Annotated in this window: 18 protein-coding genes, 3 pseudogenes and 1 other annotated feature; of the genes and pseudogenes, 1 reads left to right on the top strand and 20 read right to left on the bottom strand. The window is 32.3% G+C overall.

All coding sequences use genetic code 11. The features are described 5' to 3' along the window. Positions 1-62 precede the first annotated feature (62 nt). The 3 genes and pseudogenes from CLMAG_RS05235 to phnD form a co-directional block, all read right to left on the bottom strand. A pseudogene (locus CLMAG_RS05235) lies at positions 63-1,900 on the bottom strand (APC family permease). Positions 1,901-2,113: 213 nt separating this feature from the next. Beyond that, a complete protein-coding gene (locus CLMAG_RS05230; protein WP_066618904.1) occupies positions 2,114-2,713 on the bottom strand; it encodes a DJ-1 family glyoxalase III in 600 nt (199 codons plus the stop codon). A 96-nt stretch (positions 2,714-2,809) separates the two neighbouring features. Next, complete coding sequence (gene phnD, locus CLMAG_RS05225) at positions 2,810-4,693, bottom strand: phosphate/phosphite/phosphonate ABC transporter substrate-binding protein (protein ID WP_066618901.1); 1,884 nt, start codon at positions 4,691-4,693, stop codon at positions 2,810-2,812. Positions 4,694-4,769: 76 nt separating this feature from the next. Between phnD and CLMAG_RS32265 the strand changes: the two genes are divergently transcribed. Then, complete coding sequence (locus tag CLMAG_RS32265; protein ID WP_161486931.1) at positions 4,770-4,910, top strand: hypothetical protein; 141 nt, start codon at positions 4,770-4,772, stop codon at positions 4,908-4,910. Between the two features lie 76 nt (positions 4,911-4,986). On the opposite strand, the gene glpK is transcribed toward CLMAG_RS32265, so the two are convergent. From glpK to CLMAG_RS05160, 17 genes and pseudogenes are all read right to left on the bottom strand, one after another. Next, positions 4,987-6,477, bottom strand: a complete 1,491-nt coding sequence (gene glpK / locus CLMAG_RS05220; RefSeq protein WP_066618900.1) for a glycerol kinase GlpK — start codon at positions 6,475-6,477, stop codon at positions 4,987-4,989. A 99-nt stretch (positions 6,478-6,576) separates the two neighbouring features. After that, a complete protein-coding gene (locus CLMAG_RS05215) occupies positions 6,577-7,140 on the bottom strand; it encodes a glycerol-3-phosphate responsive antiterminator (protein ID WP_066618890.1) in 564 nt (187 codons plus the stop codon). Between the two features lie 127 nt (positions 7,141-7,267). Continuing rightward, positions 7,268-7,972 (bottom strand): MIP/aquaporin family protein, encoded by a 705-nt coding sequence (locus tag CLMAG_RS05210; protein WP_066618885.1) that lies wholly within the window; start codon positions 7,970-7,972, stop codon positions 7,268-7,270. A gap of 392 nt (positions 7,973-8,364) precedes the next feature. Then, a complete protein-coding gene (locus CLMAG_RS05205) occupies positions 8,365-11,232 on the bottom strand; it encodes a DNA topoisomerase IV subunit A (protein ID WP_066618882.1) in 2,868 nt (955 codons plus the stop codon). A 50-nt stretch (positions 11,233-11,282) separates the two neighbouring features. Beyond that, positions 11,283-13,238 carry a DNA gyrase/topoisomerase IV subunit B gene (locus CLMAG_RS05200; protein ID WP_066618878.1) on the bottom strand — a complete coding sequence of 652 codons (1,956 nt, stop codon included), beginning with the start codon at positions 13,236-13,238 and terminating at the stop codon, positions 11,283-11,285. Positions 13,239-13,514: 276 nt separating this feature from the next. After that, the gene (locus CLMAG_RS05195) at positions 13,515-13,928 is read right to left on the bottom strand and encodes a hypothetical protein (RefSeq protein ID WP_066618875.1); all 414 of its coding nucleotides are present in this window, start codon (positions 13,926-13,928) and stop codon (positions 13,515-13,517) included. 94 nt (positions 13,929-14,022) lie between these two features. Next, a complete protein-coding gene (gene mnmH, locus CLMAG_RS05190; RefSeq protein WP_066618872.1) occupies positions 14,023-15,102 on the bottom strand; it encodes a tRNA 2-selenouridine(34) synthase MnmH in 1,080 nt (359 codons plus the stop codon). Between the two features lie 158 nt (positions 15,103-15,260). Next, a complete protein-coding gene (locus CLMAG_RS05185) occupies positions 15,261-16,028 on the bottom strand; it encodes a DUF2935 domain-containing protein (protein ID WP_066618869.1) in 768 nt (255 codons plus the stop codon). A 326-nt stretch (positions 16,029-16,354) separates the two neighbouring features. After that, the gene (locus tag CLMAG_RS34620) at positions 16,355-16,951 is read right to left on the bottom strand and encodes a DJ-1/PfpI family protein (protein WP_341420088.1); all 597 of its coding nucleotides are present in this window, start codon (positions 16,949-16,951) and stop codon (positions 16,355-16,357) included. An 18-nt stretch (positions 16,952-16,969) separates the two neighbouring features. Beyond that, positions 16,970-18,496 (bottom strand): annotated as a pseudogene (locus tag CLMAG_RS05180) (catalase); the annotation flags it as partial. A gap of 568 nt (positions 18,497-19,064) precedes the next feature. Further along, on the bottom strand, positions 19,065-19,364 hold the full coding sequence (locus CLMAG_RS33475) for a hypothetical protein (RefSeq protein WP_242872929.1): 300 nt from the start codon (positions 19,362-19,364) through the stop codon (positions 19,065-19,067). 226 nt (positions 19,365-19,590) lie between these two features. Then, complete coding sequence (locus CLMAG_RS34185; RefSeq protein WP_278329757.1) at positions 19,591-19,716, bottom strand: hypothetical protein; 126 nt, start codon at positions 19,714-19,716, stop codon at positions 19,591-19,593. 11 nt (positions 19,717-19,727) lie between these two features. Beyond that, positions 19,728-20,114, bottom strand: coding sequence for a hypothetical protein (locus CLMAG_RS05170; RefSeq protein WP_066618866.1), 387 nt, complete (start codon positions 20,112-20,114; stop codon positions 19,728-19,730). Positions 20,115-20,414: 300 nt separating this feature from the next. Next, positions 20,415-20,540 carry a hypothetical protein gene (locus tag CLMAG_RS34180; protein WP_278329756.1) on the bottom strand — a complete coding sequence of 42 codons (126 nt, stop codon included), beginning with the start codon at positions 20,538-20,540 and terminating at the stop codon, positions 20,415-20,417. A gap of 689 nt (positions 20,541-21,229) precedes the next feature. Next, positions 21,230-21,841, bottom strand: a pseudogene (gene tyrS, locus CLMAG_RS05165) (tyrosine--tRNA ligase); the annotation flags it as partial. 117 nt (positions 21,842-21,958) lie between these two features. After that, positions 21,959-22,188, bottom strand: a binding site (T-box leader). An 83-nt stretch (positions 22,189-22,271) separates the two neighbouring features. Then, positions 22,272-22,565, bottom strand: coding sequence for a TetR-like C-terminal domain-containing protein (locus tag CLMAG_RS30580; protein WP_278329959.1), 294 nt, complete (start codon positions 22,563-22,565; stop codon positions 22,272-22,274). Positions 22,566-22,787: 222 nt separating this feature from the next. Next, the gene (locus CLMAG_RS05160; protein WP_066618857.1) at positions 22,788-23,618 is read right to left on the bottom strand and encodes a MerR family transcriptional regulator; all 831 of its coding nucleotides are present in this window, start codon (positions 23,616-23,618) and stop codon (positions 22,788-22,790) included. Positions 23,619-23,675: the final 57 nt, after the last annotated feature.

The raw sequence follows: 23,675 nt of genomic DNA, 5'->3' as shown, positions 1-23,675 counted from the left end.
ATCCCTATTCCCTTATCTACCTATAAAAATAAAGAGGAGACTTGTCCCCTCTTTATATAATACTACTCTTCAATTATATATGGTATAGTAATCATCGCAATATTTCTTCTCTTTAAAAGCATTGTCTTAATGAATAATGAAGTTTGATTGTGAAGTATATTTCCCCACCACTTCGTAACTACAAATTGAGGTATTACAACTGTTACTGTATCCATCGGCCCTGCTGCATATTCCTCTGACTCTATATATTTAACCAGCGGACCTACTATATGCCTATAAGGTGATTTCCTTACAACTATAGGAATTCCAACGCTATATTCGTCCCACTTTTTACAAAGTTTTTCTGTAGCTTCATCATCTACAGACACATGAAAAACTATAATATTATCTGATATAGTCCTAGCATAGTTTAATGCCTTTAAGAAAGATTTATTTAAAGTATCTATAGGAACTATAACATATCTCTTTTGTTCTGCTAAATTTATCTGTTTAGGTTTTTCATTTATACACAACTTTAACTGTCTTGCTACTTCTGAATAATGTTTTTTTATACGAAGCATGAAATACACAAACATTGGTGTAACTATGAATACTACCCATGCACCACTTGTAAATTTTGTTATTCCAAGTATTATTGCTGTAGCAAAAGTTATAAAAGCTCCTACTCCATTTATTGCTGCTTTATGTCTCCAACCACTTTCCTTAGTTCTAGACCATCTTATAAACATTCCCCATTGAGACAGTGTAAAGGATACAAATACCCCTACTGCATATAATGGTAACAAATAATGAGTATCCCCTCTAAATATTATAACTAATATAATTGATACAATACCTAATGCTATAATTCCATTTGAATATCCGAGTCTTTTTCCTCTCTTAGTAAACTGCCTTGGAACAAATCCATCTTTAGCTATATACGCAAGAAGTAAAGGTAATCCCGCAAAGGCAGTATTACTTGCCATTATAAGTATAATAGCTGTAGTTGCCTGAATTACATAGAAAAATATATTTGTACCAAATACCTGTGAAGCAATCTGAGCCACTACAGTTACCTCATGAGTGGGAACCGCATGGTAAAGGGTTGCTAAATAAGCCAGGCCTCCAAATACTACAAATACCACTACCGAAAGAAGACCTAGAACTATCTTTGCATTTTTTTGACAAGGATCTTTGAAATTTGGTACTCCATTACTTACTGCTTCAATACCTGTTAAGGCTGTACATCCTGAAGAAAAAGCCCTTATAAACAGAAGTAATGTTATATCTCCAGTAATCTTTGGTATATCATAGACAGGCGCTGGTGTATATCCCAAAACCTTAACTTTAAAAACACCCCAAATAATCATAGTTATTATAGCTATCAAAAATAAATATGTTGGTATCCCGAAGACTTTAGAAGACTCTCTAACTCCTCTAAGATTTCCAATAATCATAAAAACTATCAAAAACACAGTTATAGCAACTTTATGGTCTAAAAGCTGCGGTATTGCAGATGTTATAGCAGCTGTTCCTGCTGAAGCACTAACAGCAACAGTAAGTATATATCCTATAGTCAGTGACGCACCTGCTATTAATCCAGGGATTGTCCCTAAATTGTCCTTTGCTACAATATAAGAACCGCCTCCCCCGGGTATGCGTCTATAGTTTGTTTATAGGAAAGAGTGACCATAAACATTAAAAACACAATACAAAGAGATGCCAAAAACATATACTTATAGGACAGTATCCCAAGTACAGGTATAAGCACCCATAATATTTCCTCTCCAGCATATGCTACAGAAGATATAGCATCACTGGATAAAATAGGCAATCCCCAAAATATATTTAATTTTTCATCTTTCAAATCATCTGTCTTTAGAGATTTGCCTATTAATAATCTTCCCAATTTTATTTCCATTGTCCACACCTCTAAAAATTAAATTTTTATAAACTTTTTAGGTATGGAATGATTATATATTATCTTTAAGTTTTAGCATAATCCTATAAAGTCATATTTTTCATGTATTTTGGCTTAAATTTTTCTGTTTATTCATAAAAAGTTTATATTTTAGTTGTTTTTTGCAGTAATGCTTAATATAAGTTAAATATCAATATTTTCAAACTCTTCTAATTATGAAAAATGTACATCTTTTATTAACAATTTCTTTTGTTCATCTTCCACAAATTTCACAAGCATAGCTTCTTTTAAATCGTCAACAGTTTTCCTATCTGCTAAGTTCTCTAGTATTTTAAATGAAAAATACATAGCAGTTGCAGGTCCTCTACTTGTTATAATATTACCATCCTGAGCCACAATATCCTTACAATATGTTACTGCGCCCAACTCTCCTTCAAAACCTGGATAAGATGTAACCTTTTTACCTTCTATCACTCCTGCCCTCCCTAAGACTATTGGCCCAGCACATATAGCTGCTAAAATCTTGTCTTCAGCATTAAACTTTTTCACAAGCTCAATAACTTTTTCACTATCTCTTAAATTAGCAGCCCCAGGCATCCCTCCAGGAATAACTAATGCATCATATTTATCTACATCAACTTTTTCTATTAAATTGTTAGCTTTTACATGTATACTGTGAGAGCCTAAGACTTCTTCTGAGCCATCAATAGAGCAAGTTATGCAGTGAACTCCTCCCCTTCTTAAAACATCAACTACAGTAAGAGCTTCAACCTCTTCAAAGCCCTTTGCAAGTAAAACTATTGCTTTTTTCATAGTTAATCACCCTTCTTTTTTAATATATTAGGCATCTGAAATAAAATATACTAGCATACCTGCCGGTTATTTTATTTCAAATATCTTTATCCCCTATTATAGCATAATATCTCTTATAACATCATAATTGCAGTCCTGTGCAGCTGTAAAACCTGTTACTATAGTATTTATCCCCTGAAAGTCATTAAACTCCTCAAAAGCTTTCTGAAGCCTATTTATCAGTTTTGTATCTAATTTAGAACTTGCCGCAATAGCATCCTTAGGTATATCTTGTGTTTGTGCAATTATTTTTATATTGCTTATATCTACACCATTTCTTTGAACATTATCCAGTGCTTCATTATAAGTAGCTCCAGCGTCAATTTCTCCTGATAGGACTGCATTTATTACATTATCATGACTTCCTAAAAATGAAGTATTTTTAAAAATTGTATCTGGATTTATGTTATTTTGTTTTAATATATGCCTAGCATATAAATATCCCGAAGCACTTTTTTTATCTACATAGCCAAAGGATTTGTCTTTTAAGTCATTTATATTTTTAATTTCACTATCTTTTTTCACTATTATGTATCCGTTATAGGATGTTTTGCCATTAATTTTTGGTGTAGCAATAGGTACAACATTAACTTTTTCACGTGCATCTACATAAGCAGAAGGTGAAAACCATCCTATATCAATAATATTTTTTTCTATGTAGCTTTTTAAAGCATCATAATCTTTTACTATAATTACACTTGCCTTATAGCCTATACTTTGGCATATTCTCTCAAGTACGGGAACATACATATTTTTTATGTTTTCTGGGTCAGTAAAAGGATTCACTCCAAATATTATTTCATTATCTTTCTTTAGCTTTGATAATATTTCCTGAATATAGTCTGCTGTGCTGCTTAATTTATTACAATAGCTTAATAGAGCATTATTTTTATTTTCCTGCAAATCTACCATTTTTATAGACTCACAAGCCACATTATAGGTTCTTTCAACTGCAGACGCCACTGTATTAACTGCCACTTCCATCTCATTAGAAGTGGCAACCTGTTCTGTAGACATATTTCTTAAATTTAATATTGACTCTACTGTTGTCTTTACTATGCATTCAAGTTGTGATACTAATTTAAACGACTCTTTAGCGGAAATTTGGAATTCCTCAATTCTTTCTCTAAAACTGATTATTGATTTGTTAGATTCATTTACCTCAATCATTATTTCTTTAACTATTCCTTCAATCTGTACAACGGCATTTTCTGTTTCTTCTGATAATTTTCTTATCTCCTCAGCTACTACTGCAAAACCTTTTCCGGATTCTCCTGCTCTAGCAGCCTCAATAGATGCATTTAATGCTAATAGATTTGTTTGACTAGATATTTCTCTTATATATTGTACAAAGTCAGTAATTTTTTTTGACGAATCTTTTAATTTTAAGTTCCCCTCCGAAACCTCCTCCATGCTGATACCTAAACTGGTTAAATGCCCCCCGATATCTTCCATAGATTCTTTATTATTTTTCAATAGTTCAGAAGATTTTTTAGAATCCTCCTCCATTGCAATTAAATCATTATTAAGTTTTTCTGTTATACTAACAAATTCATTAATCCCCGCATTTATTTCTTCAGTACTAGCATTATTTTGTTCACTGTACTTTTCCACCTCATAGGCAACTTTAACTAAATTTGATAGTGTTTTCATACTATCCTTACACAACCATAGAAGCTGCTGAATATCAAAACCTATAGTCTGCCAAGTTAAAGATATTTGTTCATAATGTTCTTCTTTCTTATAAATCTCAGTCTGCTTTTCGTCTATCTTTTCTTTAGTCTCCCAACCTAAGAAGTACATACATAATGTTATAATTAGAATACTTCCAGCTGTTAGCATCCACATAGAATTAAAATTAATCCCTCCAACTAGAAATAAACATAGATTTAAACAAATAATACCAATGCTCTCTATAATAATTATCCTCGTTTTCTTCATAGTCATCCCCCAAGTTACTTAAATAATTTCATTAAATCAAGAAATTTTTAACCTGTGTGGCTGATAGGTGTGTAGTGTGGCAGTCAGCTTTGAACAAAAGATTACAACCTCTTATACTGGCGATTTTAAAAAGGCTTCATTTTTTTCAGCTTCCAAAGGAAGCATTGAAAAAAATGGCCTTTTTAAAGTTGAGCCAGTATTAGAGGTTGTTCTTTAAGTGAAGACTGACAGAACACTACGGATCTGCCAGCCACAGAGGTTTGCTATCTCTTATATTTAATTAGAGTTTTTTACTATTTAGCCCATCCCATTGATCTATTTACAGCTTCATGCCAGCCTTTTAATAACTCAACTCTTCTTTCTTCTGCCATGTTAGCTTCAAAATTCTTTGATATAGCCCAGTTCTTAGCTACATCATCTCTATCCTTCCAATAGCCTACTGCGATACCAGCAAGGTATGCTGCACCTAAAGCAGTAGTTTCTATAACTTCTGGTCTATCAACTTGAACATCTAATATATCAGATTGGAACTGCATTAAGAAGTTATTAGCACATGCTCCACCATCTACTTTTAAAGCTTTAAGCTCTATTCCTGAGTCTTCCTGCATAGCTTTTAATACATCATATGTTTGGTATGCTAAGGATTCTACTGTAGCTCTTACAAAGTGTTCTTTCTTAGTTCCTCTTGTTAAACCAACAATAGTTCCTCTTGCATATTGATCCCAATACGGAGCACCAAGTCCAACAAAGGCTGGTACTAAATAAACTCCATTTGTATCTTCCACAGCAGTACAATATTTTTCTGATTCTGGAGCAGACTTTATCATTCTAAGCTCATCTCTAAGCCATTGTATTGAAGCTCCTCCTATAAAGATACTTCCTTCAAGAGCATATTCTACTTTTCCATCTATACCAACAGCTATAGTTGTTAACAGTCCATTCTTAGATTCAACTGCTTTTTCTCCTGTATTCATAAGTAGGAAGCAGCCTGTTCCATAAGTATTTTTAGCTGTACCAGGTTTAAAGCAAGTTTGTCCAAATAATGCCGCTTGTTGATCTCCTGCATCTCCTGCTATTGGAATTGCAGAACCGAATAATGCTGGGTCAGTTTCACCATATACGCAGCTTGATGGTTTTACTTCCGGAAGCATTGATTCTGGTATGTTAAGTTCTTCTAATAATTCCTTATCCCATTTTAATTCATGTATATTATAAAGCATTGTTCTTGATGCATTTGTATAATCAGTTACATGTACTTTTCCTTTTGTTAAGTTCCACATAAGCCAAGTGTCTATATTACCAAAAACTAGATTTCCAGCTTCAGCTTCTTTTCTTGCTCCTGGTACATTATCAAGTATCCACTTAACTTTTGTTCCTGAGAAATATGCATCTAAGATTAAGCCTGTTTTCTCTTTAATAACTTTGTCAAAGCCTTTTGCTTTTAATTCATCGCAAACAGCAGATGTTCTTCTACACTGCCATACTATTGCATTATAGATTGGAAGACCAGTTCTTCTATCCCAAACTACTGTTGTTTCTCTTTGATTTGTAATTCCTATAGCTGCTATATCAGTTGCTTGTATATTTGCCTTTAATAATGCTTCTGATGCAACACTAAATTGAGTAGCCCATATTTCCATTGGGTCATGCTCAACCCAACCTGCTTCAGGATATATTTGTTTAAATTCTTTTTGAGCTACACTTACTATTAATCCCTTTTCATTGAATAGAATACATCTTGAACTTGTTGTTCCTTGATCTAATGCCATAATATACTTTGCCATAATTAATCTCTCTCCTCTACATACTTTTTTATTGTTATCGATTCCACAAATATCAGGCAGAGGCTTTTACACCTCCATCTGATCAGGGTTTAATTTTGTTTACAAATCCCACAGAGCATCTGCTGTAGTAGATATAGCTATTGCTCCTGCTGCCAATGAATCCATTACATCTTTTTTATTTTTTATTAGCCCTCCAGCGATTATTGGTACATGTACCTTTTGTTCTAAAGAGCTTATTATTTTACTTGCAACACCAGGCATAACTTCTACTGCATTTGGTTTATTTTCTTGAATATTATTTATGCCTGTATTTAATGAAAGTGAATCTATCACAAAAAGTCTTTGAATAGTATATAATCCTATATTATTGCCGCACTTAATATTTGAAGCTTTAGTGCTTATTATTCCATGGGGTTTGGCAAATTCTTTTATAAATTTTATACCTGCTGAATCTCCCTTTAAACCATCAATAAAATCTACATGTACAAAAACAATTTTTCCTTTTTCCTCTAGCATTTTGCATACTTTGGCTATGTTTATAACATCTCCATAAAGTACAAACACTATAGAAGCTTTACTTTGTAATGCCTTTTTTAAATCTTTATCGTTCCTTATTGCTGCTATAATCGGGTTCTCTACCAATATCTCTTTTAGGTTTTTCATCCTCAGGACTCCTTTAAACTTTAAATTTAATAGTATAGTATATAATTTTATCATCTTTGATATTCGTTTCAAGCTTAAATTAAATTATTTAATGAGCCCCAAGATTATACCCCTAATTTAAATTCTATTAAAATACTGATACAAATACTAATCCAGCTAAAATTGCACCAACTACTGGCCCTAAAACTGGAACCCATGAGTATGACCAGTCTGAATCACCTTTACCAGCTATAGGTAGTATGGCATGTGCTATTCTTGGTCCTAAGTCTCTTGCTGGATTTAAAGCATATCCTGTTGGTCCACCAAGTGATAAACCTAAACCCCAAATCAATGCAGTTACAACACCTATTGAAAGACCATCTGCTGCTTTTACTGTACCAATTCCTAAAATTATAAATACAAGCATGAATGTAGCAATTACTTCAGTTAAAAAGTTTGATGGTAAGTTTCTTATTGCAGGGCCTGTACAGAATATACCCAATTTAGCTCCCTTATCATCTGTTTCTGCCCAGTGCGGTAAATAAGTTAACCATACTAAAGCAGCTCCCACAATAGCGCCTAACATTTGTGCTATAATGTATGTCGGCACCTCTGCAGCTGGAAATTTACCAATAGCAGCCAATGCTATTGTTAATGCTGGATTAAAATGAGCACCACTGATACCACCAAATATGAAAGCAGGTAGTCCAACAGCAAAAGCCCATCCAGTAGTTATAACCATCCAACCTCCATTTTGTCCTTTACTTTTGTTTAGTAAACAGTTAGCAACAACACCATCTCCAAGTAAAATTAGGATCATTGTTCCTAGAAATTCTGCCATAAAATGTGACATTTTGATACCCCCCTAAATTAAAAATTTTGAATAATTTTTAGTCTCCTCTTGTAACCGATTACGTCAAAGGTAATTATTAAGATAACAAAAAAGCCGTACCTTAAAAAAATCATAATCATAAAAAATGATTTTTTAAAATACGGCTCTCCAAATCTCTGCCATCTTTATAATCTTTAATTAAATTATAGCTGAAATGTTTTAAAATTGCAAGATAAAAATACTTTTATTTTATTTTTGTTAAAAAATTATCTAACTCTCGATAAATAATGCAAGTTTTGACTTCTAACGCATTCATTTTTCACAATATTTTTATCTCGCTACTTTTTTATTTATATAAGTAATTAAAAAGTAATTTTGCTGCAAATATTGATAAATCTTAAACTCTAAGTAAACTATTTCACTTCCATTATGTTATCATCCATAACCAATAACATTAGGTTTTTTCCTCTTCCTGCTCTATTTTGAAGTTTAATATCTTCAACATTTGTCTTTTGCTCATTATACTTTGATTTTATTAAAACATTCTTTTCTAAATTTCCTACATTATTAAGTATATCAGCATAAATTACCTCATCATCATCTTTAAGACTTATACCAGTTACACCAGCAGCTATTTTTCCCATGAAGCTTACACTTTCTCCACTAAATCTAATAGCCATTGCCTTTTTAGTTATTAATAGAATTTCTTCGTCATTACCTTTAATATATTTTACACTTATCAAACTGTCTGTATCGGATTTGAATTTATATCCAACAGTTTTAAGATACTCACCTTTAAATTCACTTAAAGCTGTTTTCTTTACCATTCCTTTTTTAGTAAAGAAGTATATACATCCAGCTTCTTCAAAGTTGCTAACTGAAATTATACTTAAAATTTTATTTTGATCAATGTTATCCCAAATTTCATTTATATTTATACTCTTTTGACCTAAATTTTGAAGCATTACCGCCGGTACTGAAAATACATTTCCATCACTTGAAAATACTAATATCCTGCTAGATGAATTAGTAAAAGTACTCCTGCCTCGACTCACTTGTTTATCTGATATTTTAATTATTCCTTGTTTATCTATAGTTACACTAAAGGCTTTATATGAAAATTCTTCTGTAAAATCTACTTCAGTGACTCTATCACTTAAGGATAAATTAAACAACTGGGTATTTATTATCCCTCTATCTGCTGCTTCTATTTTGGGTTCCTCAATTGTAAAATTCAGTCCTTTTTCAGTTACTATATTAATAAACTTTTCTTCTCTATCTCTATCTACTAATTTAACTTCTAGAAGATTTTCTTCACCTTTCAACTTTAGTGCCATGATTTTTGTATAGTTTGTATTAAACTTATCTATACCCGTCTTCTTCATACACCCACTGCTAGTAAAGAATATAAAATCCTTTTGAGCAGCTAAATTATCTATAGAGTAAAATGCTATTATTTTCTCTTGCGATAAATCTAGACCTCTTATTAAGCTATCTAGTCTTTCCCCTTTTTCTTTCCATTTAAACTCTGGAATATTTATCCCTTTACTTTGATACATATTTCCCTTATCAGTAAAGAACATTAAACTGTTTTTTGTATTAGAATTTATAAGAAATTTATTAAAGTCTCCTTCTCTATATTCGATATCTTCAACACCTGTATTTAGACGATTATAGGTTTTTACAGGAATTCTCTTTATGAAGCCTTCATTTGACATAGTGATCACTATATCTTCCTCTACTATAAGCTCTTCTATGTCTATTTTAGCTTCTTCGTCATTTTCAACTATAACTGTTTTTCTATTATCAGCAAATCTTTCTTTTATTTCTAAAAGTTCTTTTTTTATTACACTTAAAAGCTCTTTTTCACTTCCAAGTATCTTCTTAAGCTTTTTTATTTGTCGTTCAAGCTCTTTATGTTCCTTTTCAAAGGCTACAATTTCAAGACCTGTAAGTCTGTAAAGCATAAGCTCTAGTATAGCTTCAGCCTGAATTTCAGTAAATCCAAACTTATCCATAAGATTCTTACCTGCATCTTTTTTAGACTTAGAGGCTCTTATAGTCTCTATAATCTGATCCATTATACCTATAGCCTTTATGAAACCTTCAACTACATGAAATCTTTTCTCTGCTATTTCAAGTTCTCTCTCTGTTCTTTTTGTTACTACTTCCTTTTGATGATTTATGTAATGATGAAGTATAGGCTTAAGTCCTAAAGTTTGAGGTTTTCCTTCTGCTATAGCAACCATATTATACGAAATATTACATTGTAAATCCGTTCTTTTAAATAAGTATTTAAGTACTTTGTCTACAACATCTTCATCTGCAGATTTTCTAAACTCTATTACAGCCCTAACTCCAGTTCTATCGGATTCGTCTCTTATATCCGAAATAGCCTCTAAAGCCTTTGAGTGTTTTTTGTCAGCTGTCATTTCTGATATAATTTGAAGAAGCTTTGCTTTACTTCTTCTATAAGGAAATTCAGTTATTACAATTCCTAGTCTTCCACTTTCCAATCGTTCTATGAAAGTTTTTGCTCTTAAAGTAACTCTACCTTCTCCAGTTTCATATGCAGACAGCATAGAATTCTTACCTATTATAATTCCGCCAGTAGGAAGGTCCGGTCCTTTTATGTAATGCATAAGCTCCTTTGTATTTATCTCCGGATTATCCATACAAGCTATGGAAGCATCTATTACTTCCCCTAAATTATGCGGCGGTATATTTGTAGCAAGTCCTACTGCTATTCCAAAAGCTCCATTTACAAGTAGGTTTGGATATCTAGCTGGCAAAACCTCTGGTTCTTTTTCAGAGTTGGAGTAGTTATCTACCATATTAACTACTCCTTTATCTATATCCCTAATCATTTCCATGGCAATAGGTGTTAATCTTGCTTCAGTGTAACGCATTGCCGCCGCACTGTCCCCATCCATAGATCCCCAATTTCCTTGTCCATCTATTAATGGCTTTCTTGTAGTAAAATCCTGTGCAAGTATTACCATAGCATCATAGACAGAAGTATCTCCATGCGGATGGTATTTACCTAGGATATCCCCCACTATTCTAGCTGATTTATAATAAGGCTTATCAGGAAAAGCCTTAAGCATATATGAACCATATATTATTCTTCTGTGCACAGGCTTAAGTCCATCACGTACATCTGGAAGCGCTCTATCCTTAGCAACCTCTACTGCATAAGGAAGATAGTTATCTGGCATAGCTTCTTCAATAGAAACTTTTACTATATTTTTGTCACGAGGAACTATTATTTTCTTAGACATACATAATCCTCCTGTTTATCTTGTAGTTATTATCTTTTTCAATACACATATTAAAACTCGGCATATTTATACATGTAGCTCTTTCTAGGAGCTACTACCTCTCCCATAAGAAGAGACACCATTTTTTCCGCCTTTGCTGCATCCTCTATAGTAATTTGATGAAGAGTTCTTGTCTCTGGATTTAGCGTTGTCTGCCAGAGCTGTTCTGGATTCATTTCTCCTAATCCTTTGTATCTCTGTATCAAATTGCCCTTGCCAATCTCTTTCTTTGCCTTTTCCAATTCTTCATCACTATAGGCATATTTTGATACCTCTCCACCTTTTCCTTGCTTGTATACTTTATATAAAGGTGGTTGCGCCAAATAAAGATGTCCGTTGGCAATCAGTGGTCTCATGTATCTATAGATATATGTCATCCATAGTGTTCTAATATGGTACCCGTCTACATCCGCATCTGACAAGATAATTATCTTGTCATATTTCAAATCAGCCTCGTTATAGTTATCCAATACTCCTGTTCCAATAGCAGTATTAAATATTTTTAGTTCTTCACTTCCGAGTACATTTTCTAACTTTTGCTTTTCAGTATTCATAATTTTACCTTTAGAAGGCATTATAGTCTGGAATCTTCTATCCCTTGCCTGTTTTGCAGAACCTCCCGCTGAATCTCCCTCAACTACGATGAACTCACAAACAGAGGAATCTTTTAAAGTACATACCGCTATTTTTCCTGCTAGAGGTGCTGTACCTTTTCCTATCTTTTTCTTTTCTGCTTCGTTTATTTTCTTTATCTTTTCTCTTCTTGCTGCTGCTTCTACTGCATTATTTATTAATGATCCTGCAGTCTCCTTATTATCCTCTATCCATTCAGAAAACCTAGTATATGCTAAATCATTCATCATAGTATAGGCTTCTGTATTTCCAAGCTTTGTTTTAGTTTGACCTTCGAATATAGGATTGCTTATCTTAATTCTTACTATAGCAGTCATACCTTCTCTTAGGTCATCACCTTCAAACTCTTTATCCTTTTCCTTCACTAAGTTTAGCTTTTTAGCCCATTCCTTAAAGGCTCTTGTCATTCCAGTCTTAAAGCCACTTTCATGGGTTCCTGATTCTGTTGTAGGGATATTATTTACATAACTGGCAATATACTCAGTAGTAGAATCAGTAAATTGAATACATACTTCACCATACATATTCAAACCATTTACTTCTCTTTCTCCTTCAAATAATATAGGAGGATTGTGTAGTGTAGTTTTGCTTTCATTTAAGTAATCTATAAAGTCAAGAAGTCCTCTCTCTGAGTGATATTCCTTTTCTACTACTTCCTCTTTTCTATCATCAATAAGCTTTAGTGTTATTCCTTTATTCTGAAAAGCCAATTCCTGAAGTCTTTCATCTATTACATCGAATTTAAAGTCTGTAGTTGAAAAAACTTCTGAATCTGGCATAAAGGTTACATTTGTACCAGTTTCTGTTGTATCTCCAATTATTTTCAGTTGTGTTACAGGTGTTCCAGGCATTTCTCTTTTTACTGTCTTATCGTAGGCATTTTCAAATCTTTGTTTATATATATGACCATTTTGTCTTACTTCAACTTCAAGCCATTTTGAAAGAGCGTTAACTACAGCAGCTCCAACACCATGAAGTCCACCTGAAGTTTTATATACATCATTATTAAACTTTCCACCAGTATGTAGTTCAGTAAATACCATCTCCACCCCTGATTTTTTCTTTGTAGGATGCATTCCAGTAGGTATTCCTCTACCATTATCCACTACTGTTACACTCTTATCCTTATTTAAAATTATAGTGGCTTTATTTCCAAAACCATTGGATATCTCATCTATGGCATTATCTAGTACTTCCCATATACAATGATGCAATCCTTTAATTCCCGTAGAACCTATATACATACCTGGCCTTACACGAACCGGTTCTAACTTTTCTAAGGAAGTCAATGCTGTAACATCATAGACTTGCACTTTTTCCTCTATGTTCTCCATATGATTCCTCCAAAATTTTATAATATACGTTGTTCACTATTTAATATGATTATTATAACAAAAGCTAATAACAAAAACAAATGTTCTCATTATTTATATTCTCTATACTTTGACTTATTATACAACAGCATTATCATTTAAACAACTTTTAGTAAAATTTTAAACCACAAAATAAAGCTAATTCCATCATTATTATGGATTTAGCTTTAATTTTTATTACAACCAAATATATTAAATATTAATTCCATTACTTTTTAATCCTTTTGCTCTCCAGTGTTATTCTTCCTTAATAGTTCTAACAACTCGGAGTTTTGATTTGTTTGTAGCAGGAAGCAAAGCTGCTGCTAATCTTATCATATACCTTATGCTGTCATCATCAATATTTCTTTTAAATTTTAATTCTTTTAAAGCCTCTCTAGCGAGCTGCAGGGCTTTATCTTCCTTAACTTTATTATTCTCATCCTTATAGTTATCTTCAACATCAATCACAATTTTTGAAACTATTCTTAGTATCTTTTTCACATTTTCAGATGTTATTTCTGTATCTGTAAGAGTTCTTAATATACTATAGGTTATACCAAAGTAATCCTCCTTAAACTTGCATTCCTTTTCCTTTAAAAGATACAATAAGTATCCTAAACCTACTACTAAAAGGACTATAGAAACATATTGAAGGATAATATACTCCATAATCCCCCTCCTTAATATTGCTACAACCATGCTCTTACTATATTTATATGCAGAAATTTTAAAAGGGGGACTTGTTTAATTTTTTATCAGATATCTATTCATTTGTAAATGCAGCCTCACAAGGCCTATACTCATTATTCATCCAACTTATTATATTATTACAGGTTTCTTCTATATCATTATTTTTTATACTTAAATCGTAATTGTATTCTTTATTCTCATACATAGGATCATAATATTTAACCATTAGCTCCTCAGCTACTGATTCATAATTGCAGCACTCTATTTCCTTAATGTAATTATCAATCTTTTTATCACTTATATATTTTCTTAACTTATTTAGAGCATCTATTATTTGTGAATTATTATCTTCTGTCTCTAAATTATCACTTTTAACATAATCTTTGATTATATTCTTCACTCTAAAATCCATGTCAGCTGTTATATTTATATGCTTGCCTTTCATCATAGCTGAGTAAATAAATTCTGGTATAATTATATTTCCTATCCTTTTACTTTCACCTTCAACAAAAATGTTGTTACTTTTCCTATTTTTTAAACTATTATATAATAAACTTTCAAACTGTTTCTGACTATTCTCACTACCAAGACCTACACTACCCAAAAGTGACCCTCTATGATTGGCTGCACCTTCTAAATCTAATATATCATATCCTCTTTTGGACAAATTCTTTAAAATATCAGTTTTCCCGGTTCCAGTATTGCCATGAATCACTATAAAGTTTATTTCTGTTATTACTTTAGGCAGTTCCTCATTAATATATGCTCTATACCTCTTATATCCTCCTCTTAGCTTTAATGCATTTACACCTAAGGAAGTTAAAAGTGAAACCAAGGAGCTACTTCTCATGCCACCTCTTGCACAAAAGAATATAAGCTTCTTATATTCTTTTTCTAATCCATTTATTTTTTCATATATAGTAGGCAGGTTTTTAGAAACTGCTTCTACTCCAAGTTTTTTTGCTTTTTCAACACTTTCTTGTACATAGACAGTCCCTATAACTTTTCTTTCTTCGTCATTAAAAAGGTATATATTAACAGACCCAGGTATGGTTGCTGCTTTGAATTCTCCTGGACTTCTTACATCAACTAAAACATATTTATCATTAGTATATTTTTCGTCAATCTGTGAATATTCTATGGTTTTTATCATAAGCTTTATTACTCCTATAATTTAAAAATAAAAAACACCTTCCTATTTGAAAGGCGTCCTTACATCAATAAATGTAATACGTATTTATCCTATGACTATTATAGTGTTACTACAATAATTATGCAAATTTTATTTTTTTATAACTTATATATAGGAACCTAATACCGATTCTTATTTTCTATATATTCATTAATTTTATTTAAAGAATATTTATGCTCTCTAATCATATGGTTTGGTAGGAGAGGACTTAAAGTTCCAATAGCCATAACCTTACATTCACTTCTATGCTTTAGCATCTTCTCTAAGTATAGAATGAATTTTTTCATCAAATCTTCTACTTGTGCAGCTAACATTATCAAAGCTGACTCACCTGATTCACTTTGCATCATCATCATTTGCAGTTCATTAGCTTTTACTGACAGCATATCAAATTTCATCTTAAAGGCAAGTGCTTCATCTCTAAGAATCGATTCAGTTGGGTCTAAAAATGAAGCATAAGTTGAAGCATGACCTGACCCATCAGCTATCCATTTTTTCAAAAAATCTATAAAGCAAATAGGCCGTTTAAGACATTCTAAGTAATTTTGCGGAGACATAAGTTCAAACCTAAATTCCATGGCTTCATTAATTTGGTGACTAATAAAACTTGGCAGTAAATTTATCTCTAATTTACAAGTTAAAAGCCCCTTTACTATCTGCCTTTTAAAATTTATAAAATCATTCAGCGCTTTCATTATACTGGGTATATTCATCTCAAGATCATATTCAGATTTTACCTTATCCATCACAGCTTGAAAAAAGTCTCTAAACATCATTGATTTTTTAATATATGTTACTTCTTTAGGCGCAAAAGTGCTACTTTGAAATATAGAGTGGTCTCTCATTATCCCTATCCAAAATAATAGATCTTCTTTTCTTTTATACAATTCTAATCCTCCATAAAATTTTTGTAGCCACATTTATTATATGCAGTGTTGTTTGATATTGTTACTATTAAATGTAGTAACAATATCAAAACACTAAAAATTAGTATGAAGTGAAAACTTGAATCAGATGGAGTTTCAAACTCCACCTGATTCTTAGTTGAACGAATCCAGGGACGTAACGGCTCTTTACTCCCGCTTTGAAGAAAAGCAGAGAACCAAAATCTATGATTTTGTGTGAATCGCTTTCACAGAGTGCGTATGGGAGTATTAGAGCGGGTAATCATGGGATAAAAGAAAAGGTTATTTTTGTGTAAAATAAGAGCTAATTAAGCAGGTACCATATCCTTTTGATTTTTTCTTGCCCAATGTCTATGCTCGGCAATAGCTTTAATAAACTCTTTATTAAAACCATTAATATCTGCGGAATTTCTTATTGTTACCACACCAAGTTCTGTTATTAGCTCTCCCTTATTCTCATTCCCTGCAATAGCAACTCCTTGCATTTGGGAGGCTGCCAATAAGTCAACGCCCTCATTAGTAGCACCGATTGCTTTAACATGCTTAAAGGCTTCATTAATAAAATGCAAAGCGTCTCCCTGCTTTAGTAAACTATCGATATTTTGTTTACCTCCAGTAACATATACTGCATCGTACATGATAGAGGCAGCGTTAAGGTAATTCCTACCAACCTCTATTTGTTTTCCATCTTCACTTGTAATCATACCCAAACTTTTACTAACTATTTCAGTATGCACTCCTTCATTCTTCATTGCATCCATAAATTGCATTAATTCAGGATAGTTAAAGCCTTTATCAACAAGAACTGCTACCTTTCTAGTCTTTGCAATTTTAATAGTATTAGCCTGACTAACAGCTGGTGAGGAAGCAGTTACTCCTGTTCCGCCAGCCGTTTTTGGAGGCATTGCACCAATTCCCTTTGCAATCTCAATTGCTAGTTGGCCATCAACATTATTAAACATATCAACGACGCGCTGTTTAATATATTTATCCTTTACTGAACCAACTTCAAAGTGGAAAGCATCAATAATATGTTGTTTTTCAGGTTCAGACATACTATTCCAGAAAAGAGTAGCCTGACTGTAGTTATCCTTGAAGGATTCACTGCGCTCTCTTACTTTTTTTCCATCAACTTTCTCTGCATAGTGTAGATAACCATTATCAACATCTGAAGCAGGTTCAGGTGTATTCTTTTGAATTGAATTCGGATGATAGCTTACAGCTCCCTGATCTATTGTCATTCTATGATATCCGTCACGTTGGTTATTATGTATAGGAGCTACTGGCCTATTAATAGGTATTTCATGAAAATTAGGCCCTCCCAATCGAATAAGCTGAGTATCTAAATAGGAAAATAACCTACCTTGTAATAGAGGATCATTGCTGAAATCTATTCCTGGCACAACATTTCCTGCGCAAAAAGCCACTTGTTCTGTCTCTGCAAAAAAGTTATCTACGTTACGATTTAATGTCATTTTACCAATTATTCTTACTGGAATTATTTCTTCAGGCCATATTTTCGTTGCATCTAATATGTCAAAGCCAAATTTAAATTCGTCTTCTTCATCAATCATTTATACTCCCAATTCGTACTCCGGAAATTCTCCCATATTAATGGCATCCCAAATATCTCTTCTATGATAATCTGGGTCTTTACCAGCTAGCTTTTGCGCTTCATCCCATACTAATGAGTGTACTCCAAGCAAAGGTTTCCAATGAAATTTCACGAAACGCCCTTTACCTTCAGCATTAACAAATCTAAATGTATTAACACCGAACCCCTCCATCATACGAAAGCTTCTAGGTATAGCTCTATCTGACAATAACCACATTATCATATGTGCGGTCTCAGGCGTATTTACAACAAAATCCCAAAAAGTATCATGTGCTGCTGAAGCCTGCGGTATTTCGTTGTGAGGTTCTGGTTTAAGCGCATGAACAACATCCGGAAACTTTATAGCATCCTGAATAAAAAATACTGGAATATTGTTTCCTACTAAATCATAATTTCCATCCTCAGTATAAAACTTTGTTGCAAAACCTCGAGCATCACGAACAGTATCTGCGGACCCCCGTGACCCTACAACAGTGGAAAATCTTACAAATACTGGTGTTTTAATTGATGGATTTTGTAAAAATTTAGCTTTAGTATACTCTTTCATGGACTCATAAACCTGAAAATATCCATGGACTCCAAAGCCACGTGCATGAACAACCCTCTCTGGTATCCTTTCATGATCAAAATGAGTTAATTTCTCACGAAAATGAAAATCCTCCATCAATGTAGGCCCGCGATTTCCAGCCTTCAGTGAATCATCAGTATTGGTTACTTTTACTGCTTGATTTGTTGTAAGCTTTTGATTAGTGTGATTTGAACGAAAAGTCTCTAGCTGATCATTCTTACTTCCCTCATATATCTTTGATCCATTATACTTTTGTGTAGAATCCAATTTCACCAGTCCCTTCAAATACTTTAGCAAAATTAATTTAATAATTTTTATATAAACCCATAAATCTACTTATTTATTATTTGTTCATATTTACATAGTTTATTCACTAAAGTGAGACTTTCTTTACACAAATTACTATTAATATGTTTAAATCTATTATTTCTTCCTCAAAATAAATTTTCCGCCATACATAAATTATGACGGAAATCTCTATTTTTATTATACTATGAAGTTCTTAAATCCTTGATGTTACTTACTTAATTTAACAACTGTCTCTATATGTGGCGTGTATCCTTTAGGTTTGTCCTTATTATCTTTTTTAATATTAAATTATATCTTTATATACCCTGAAACCACTGCAGTGTAATGGTTAGATAAAATTTTCTATACCTTACCATATCATTTTAAAACCTGTTATAACTTTTGTATGGATGGCAAAATTCAATTTTGCCACCGGATATATTTAAGTTTCTGTTTATGTACATAATTAAACTCAACATTATTTTCTAAAAAATATGCTAACTATCATATATGAAAAACAAAAGCACTACTATTGCAAGTAATGCTATCAGTTATTATTATTTATTATATTATCCATCAACCTTTTAAGATTTTCGCTTTTTGAAAACTTTATGTAAGACCTTCTTATAACCTCAATAAACGGCAATACTTTACCATTCATCTTTATAATTTTAGGTTCTTTTCCTTCTTCATAAAGTTCAGTAAATTTCACATAACAATTTTGTAAGTTATCAAGTTCATTTTTGTCATGTACCCTAATATATAAAAACAAGATATCACAAAAATTAATAATTTCAACAGCTGCCAAAGATTTTATATAAGGAGCTGCTTTGTTGTCATCTGACATATAATAATAAATATTACATGCCTTAGCAAAAGCAGCTGTTCTTCTCTCACCATAATTTACTGGTTGCTTTTCTTTTGATTCGTTAATTGCCTTCTCTTTCAGAATCTTATCCGTATCTCTAAATATTTTTTTCTGATTAGGAGTTAATGACTCATAATCTAATCTTTTTAATTTTCCCTGATTATATAACTTTTCTATTATTTTTCCCTCTACGGTATTTTTTTATTTAATTGTCATAAACATAGTCACTAATAAAAATAGTTTCAAGTATATCTAACGCATATTTTAATGCATCAGTTTTTATAAGATGAATTAAGATATCTGCGTCAAATATGGCCTTAACTCGTGGCAATTCCTCATATCCTAACTTAAAAGGTTGCTTATAAAGTCATCTGCATCTTTATTACTTTCTTCATAAGGTTCATACCAAAAAGTTTCTGGTTCACAACCTAAATATCCAAATATCACTACCAAATCATCATAATCCGTATATCTGTTGTCATAATTAGACTTAAGTAGCTGTAAATCTTTTTGCATCAAAGATCTTAATTTAGATGGCTTATTTAATTTATTATCATAACCTAAGTTTTTAGTTAAATTTTCAAGCTTTCCATCAATCTCTAAAATTTTCTCTAAATATTTTTGTTTGTTATCATCAATTAAGCTTATTTCCTTAAGTCTCTTAGTAACTGCAACATAGTCTACACCATATAAATTCTGTAGTTCAATTATTGTTAGCTCATTTATCACACTGTCTTTATTACGGTACTATGCCACTACTTTCACTGGTATAAAAGCAAGTAGAGATTAATAAAACATTCACTTACAAAATTAGTGGATAATAGCTTGTTTTCTTGGGAGAAATGGTTAGGTAGCTAATAGTAATTAGTAAACCATATACTTCCATAGAAGCTATCGCTATGCGGGCAAGTCTGCCCTTTGGTTTAGGAATATTATTCCATGCTAGTTTAATTTAAGAACCTCACTATAAAAAATGATTATAATACAGATGTCAATTGAAATATTTTCTAAGAATTAAACACTAGTGGTCTACTCTATATATTTTTTGTCATATAGTGCATGAAACTTTCGTTTCTTATTGGTCTTGGCACTTAGATATAGTTTTCTCTGAAGTTCTCGAACTTTGTCTATGGTGTTGCTAGCTTTCGCATTCACTCACTCTTACCCCCTTTGAAAACCTGAATAAAGCAGAGTTCCTTCCCTATATACAGTTTTGTTGTCTGCATAATTATTGGTACTATTAACTCCTCCGACTCCTTCTCTGCTGAATAAACATTTTCGCCTTCGACTTATATGTTCTCACTTTACAGCTATCGCTGTGCAGAGGAAGTTCTCTCCAGTTCCGAACCATGCTATAAATACATGTCGCTTCCCATACACCGGAGGATTCTTCGATATTGCTTTCCAAGTTCTTCATATCTTCCATGGTCTTCGCCCATTTTCACAAGGCTCAACTTCCTCTTTGTCTGCTTTCGCAGTCCTTTTTAACGATACGGCAGAATTCACTTTATGTTACCACCTGCATTCTTGCTCGCACCCTTTCGGGTTACTTTACCCCCACGCTTCAAACCCAGTATTTCTACTACGCTTGGTGGTTAGCTACAAGGCTTCTTGGCAATTACCTTGACTGGACTTTCACCAGTAAGCATGGTCCAGCTTTGCTGGACACACTGATAAAAAAAGAGCATTTCTAAATGCTCTTGATGTTGCATATCATATGAATACTTCGAACTAATTTTTTCACAAATTGAGGATATAAATACTCCCATACCAATAAGGATGAATCAGATAACTGTATTAGCAAGTGGTCAGATTCTTAGTGTGTGATATACTATCTATATGCTCTACTTAATTAAAATCCTATGGTAAGTTTTCTTACCTTTACGTATCTTTATACTGTTTTTTAATTGTTCTGAAGTAATTATATAATCAATTGATTCAACTTTGGAATCATTAAGAAACACTCCGCCTTGCTCAACTAAACGCCTCGCTTCACTCTTTGAACTAGCAAGTCTGCATACAACCATTAAATCTAAAATATCAATAATCCCTTCATTTAACTGTTCACTTGATATTTCGGTAGTTGGCATATTAGAATCAACGTCACCACCCCTAAAGAGAGCATGTGAAGTTGACCTTGCCTTTTCTGCCTCATCATCACCATGTACTAGTTTTGTTAGTTCATAGGCTAAAATTTCTTTTGATTTGTTTAATTGGCTTCCTTGCCATTTATCCATTTCATCAATCTCATTAAGAGGCAGGAAGGTTAGCATACGCATGCATTTAAGAACATCTGCATCTGCAATATTAAGCCAGTATTGAAAAAATTCAAAAGGCGAAGTTTTGTTTGGATCGAGCCAAACTGCTCCCTTTGCTGTTTTTCCCATTTTATTACCTTCACAGTTCATTAGGAGCGTAATTGTCATAGCGTAAGCATCTTTTCCTAAATAAGTTCTTTTATTTTTTCTTCATCGGTAACCTGCGCAATTAAGCCTCTGGCTACTAATTCATCATAAATTTTCATTGAAATAGCCTCCTCTATAAATAATAAAAACCCTCTGCGTCAAACTGACGCAGAGGGCAAACATGCGGTACCACCTCTGATTTAGAAATTCTTCACAGAATATCCCTCAACGAGTGCAATCACACTCTTACGCTTTATCGGGCGTTCCCGTCAAACCCTACTATATGCTCAGGCTGAGGCTCCAGGATGTATTCGTATCAGTGTGTCTGCATCCTCCCACCAACGGATGCTCTCTGAAAGACATGAAACTGAACTACTTCTTCCCTTCAAAGCCTTTAGAATAGTTGCTTAATTGCATTATAAATTAGAAGTATATAAAAATAAAGTCACAAAACGACACATGTGTGACATTTTGAAATATTTTAGTCAATATATCTTAAAATATCTTTGGGCAATGTTTGTTGTAGTAATGATACCAATTTTTGTTTTTCCATTTTCATTCCGCCAAGTAGCCATTCTATAACCATATCCGTACCGCCCCGTGAGGCTATATCAATAGCAAAATGCATTATCTCTGATTCAATGTCAGCACCTTTAAGTGTCAGATATTTCTCATATGTTTTTCTTGTAATGGAAATATCATAATTACGTAGTCCATTAATATCACTACTAGCATAAGCATTTTTTAATACACAAGATTCTTCTTCATTAGTAATTTTTCAAGTGATTCTGCAAAAATTTCGTTACCATTCATAATACTTCTCCACTAACGTATTATTTTTCTAAAGTTTAAATTTTATCTAAAATGACTATACTAATGCAACTTCTTAATGAACAATAGGTTACTGTTGTAATACTTCGTTCATTATGAATATTGTGTAACAACTAGATTTTTTATTATATCAAAATAATTGAATAGTTATAACTATATTGCTTGATTAATCTACTTTCTCCACCTGTATAGAAATTTTTGAATAATACTTATCTGGATTTTTAGTAATTATCTCATCTGATATATTTTCTATATAAACATTTCCACAAGCACTAAGATGATTCTCCTCTATAAACTTATTTATTTTATTAAAAATTTTTGCATCTTCAGCTAAGTAGCTATTGTCATAGGCTATAATATAGAGGCCTGCAGGTTTTATAATTTTTTCTACATAATCCATATCAGAAGAAATCTTATAAAAGTATCTATAAGTTTTAATGTTATCATTAGCTACCTCTTCATAATTAACATAAACACCTAAGGGATAGCCATACACCAATTTTTTATTCTTTGAATAATCCAGAAAATCAATAAAATCCTCATCAAAACTGTTAATATCAAATTTTATCTCTGGACCTAAAAACAACAGCTCCTCATTAAAATTTTCTAAAAGTATCTTATCACAATCAATATTAGATATTACAGGAATATTATTAGTTCGTTGTTCTATAATATAATTCATTTGATTTAATCTATTAAGCTCTTCTAATATTTTCTGCTTTTGAATACTAATTAAATCAATAAAATTATCTGGAGATACATTTTCTATATAATTTTTTATCTCCTTTAATGGAATACCTAAGTCTTTTAAAGCCATAATTATGGTTACTTCATCTAATTGATTGTAAGAGTAATACCTATAGCCATTTTCTTTCACAAATACAGGCTTTAATATTCCTATATCATCATAATATATTAAATTTTTTCTAGCTATGCTGGACAATTTTGAAAAATCACCTATAGATAAATATTTCTTAGAACTTATAAACTCCTTCACAAACTACACCTCTATATTTACAAAATGTTTAATAATATTTTTCTTTTTAAAATATTC

Origin of the sequence: Clostridium magnum DSM 2767, from assembly GCF_001623875.1 — a bacterium.
GTDB lineage: Bacteria > Bacillota > Clostridia > Clostridiales > Clostridiaceae > Clostridium_AM > Clostridium_AM magnum.
This window is presented reverse-complemented; position numbering and strand designations above follow the sequence as displayed.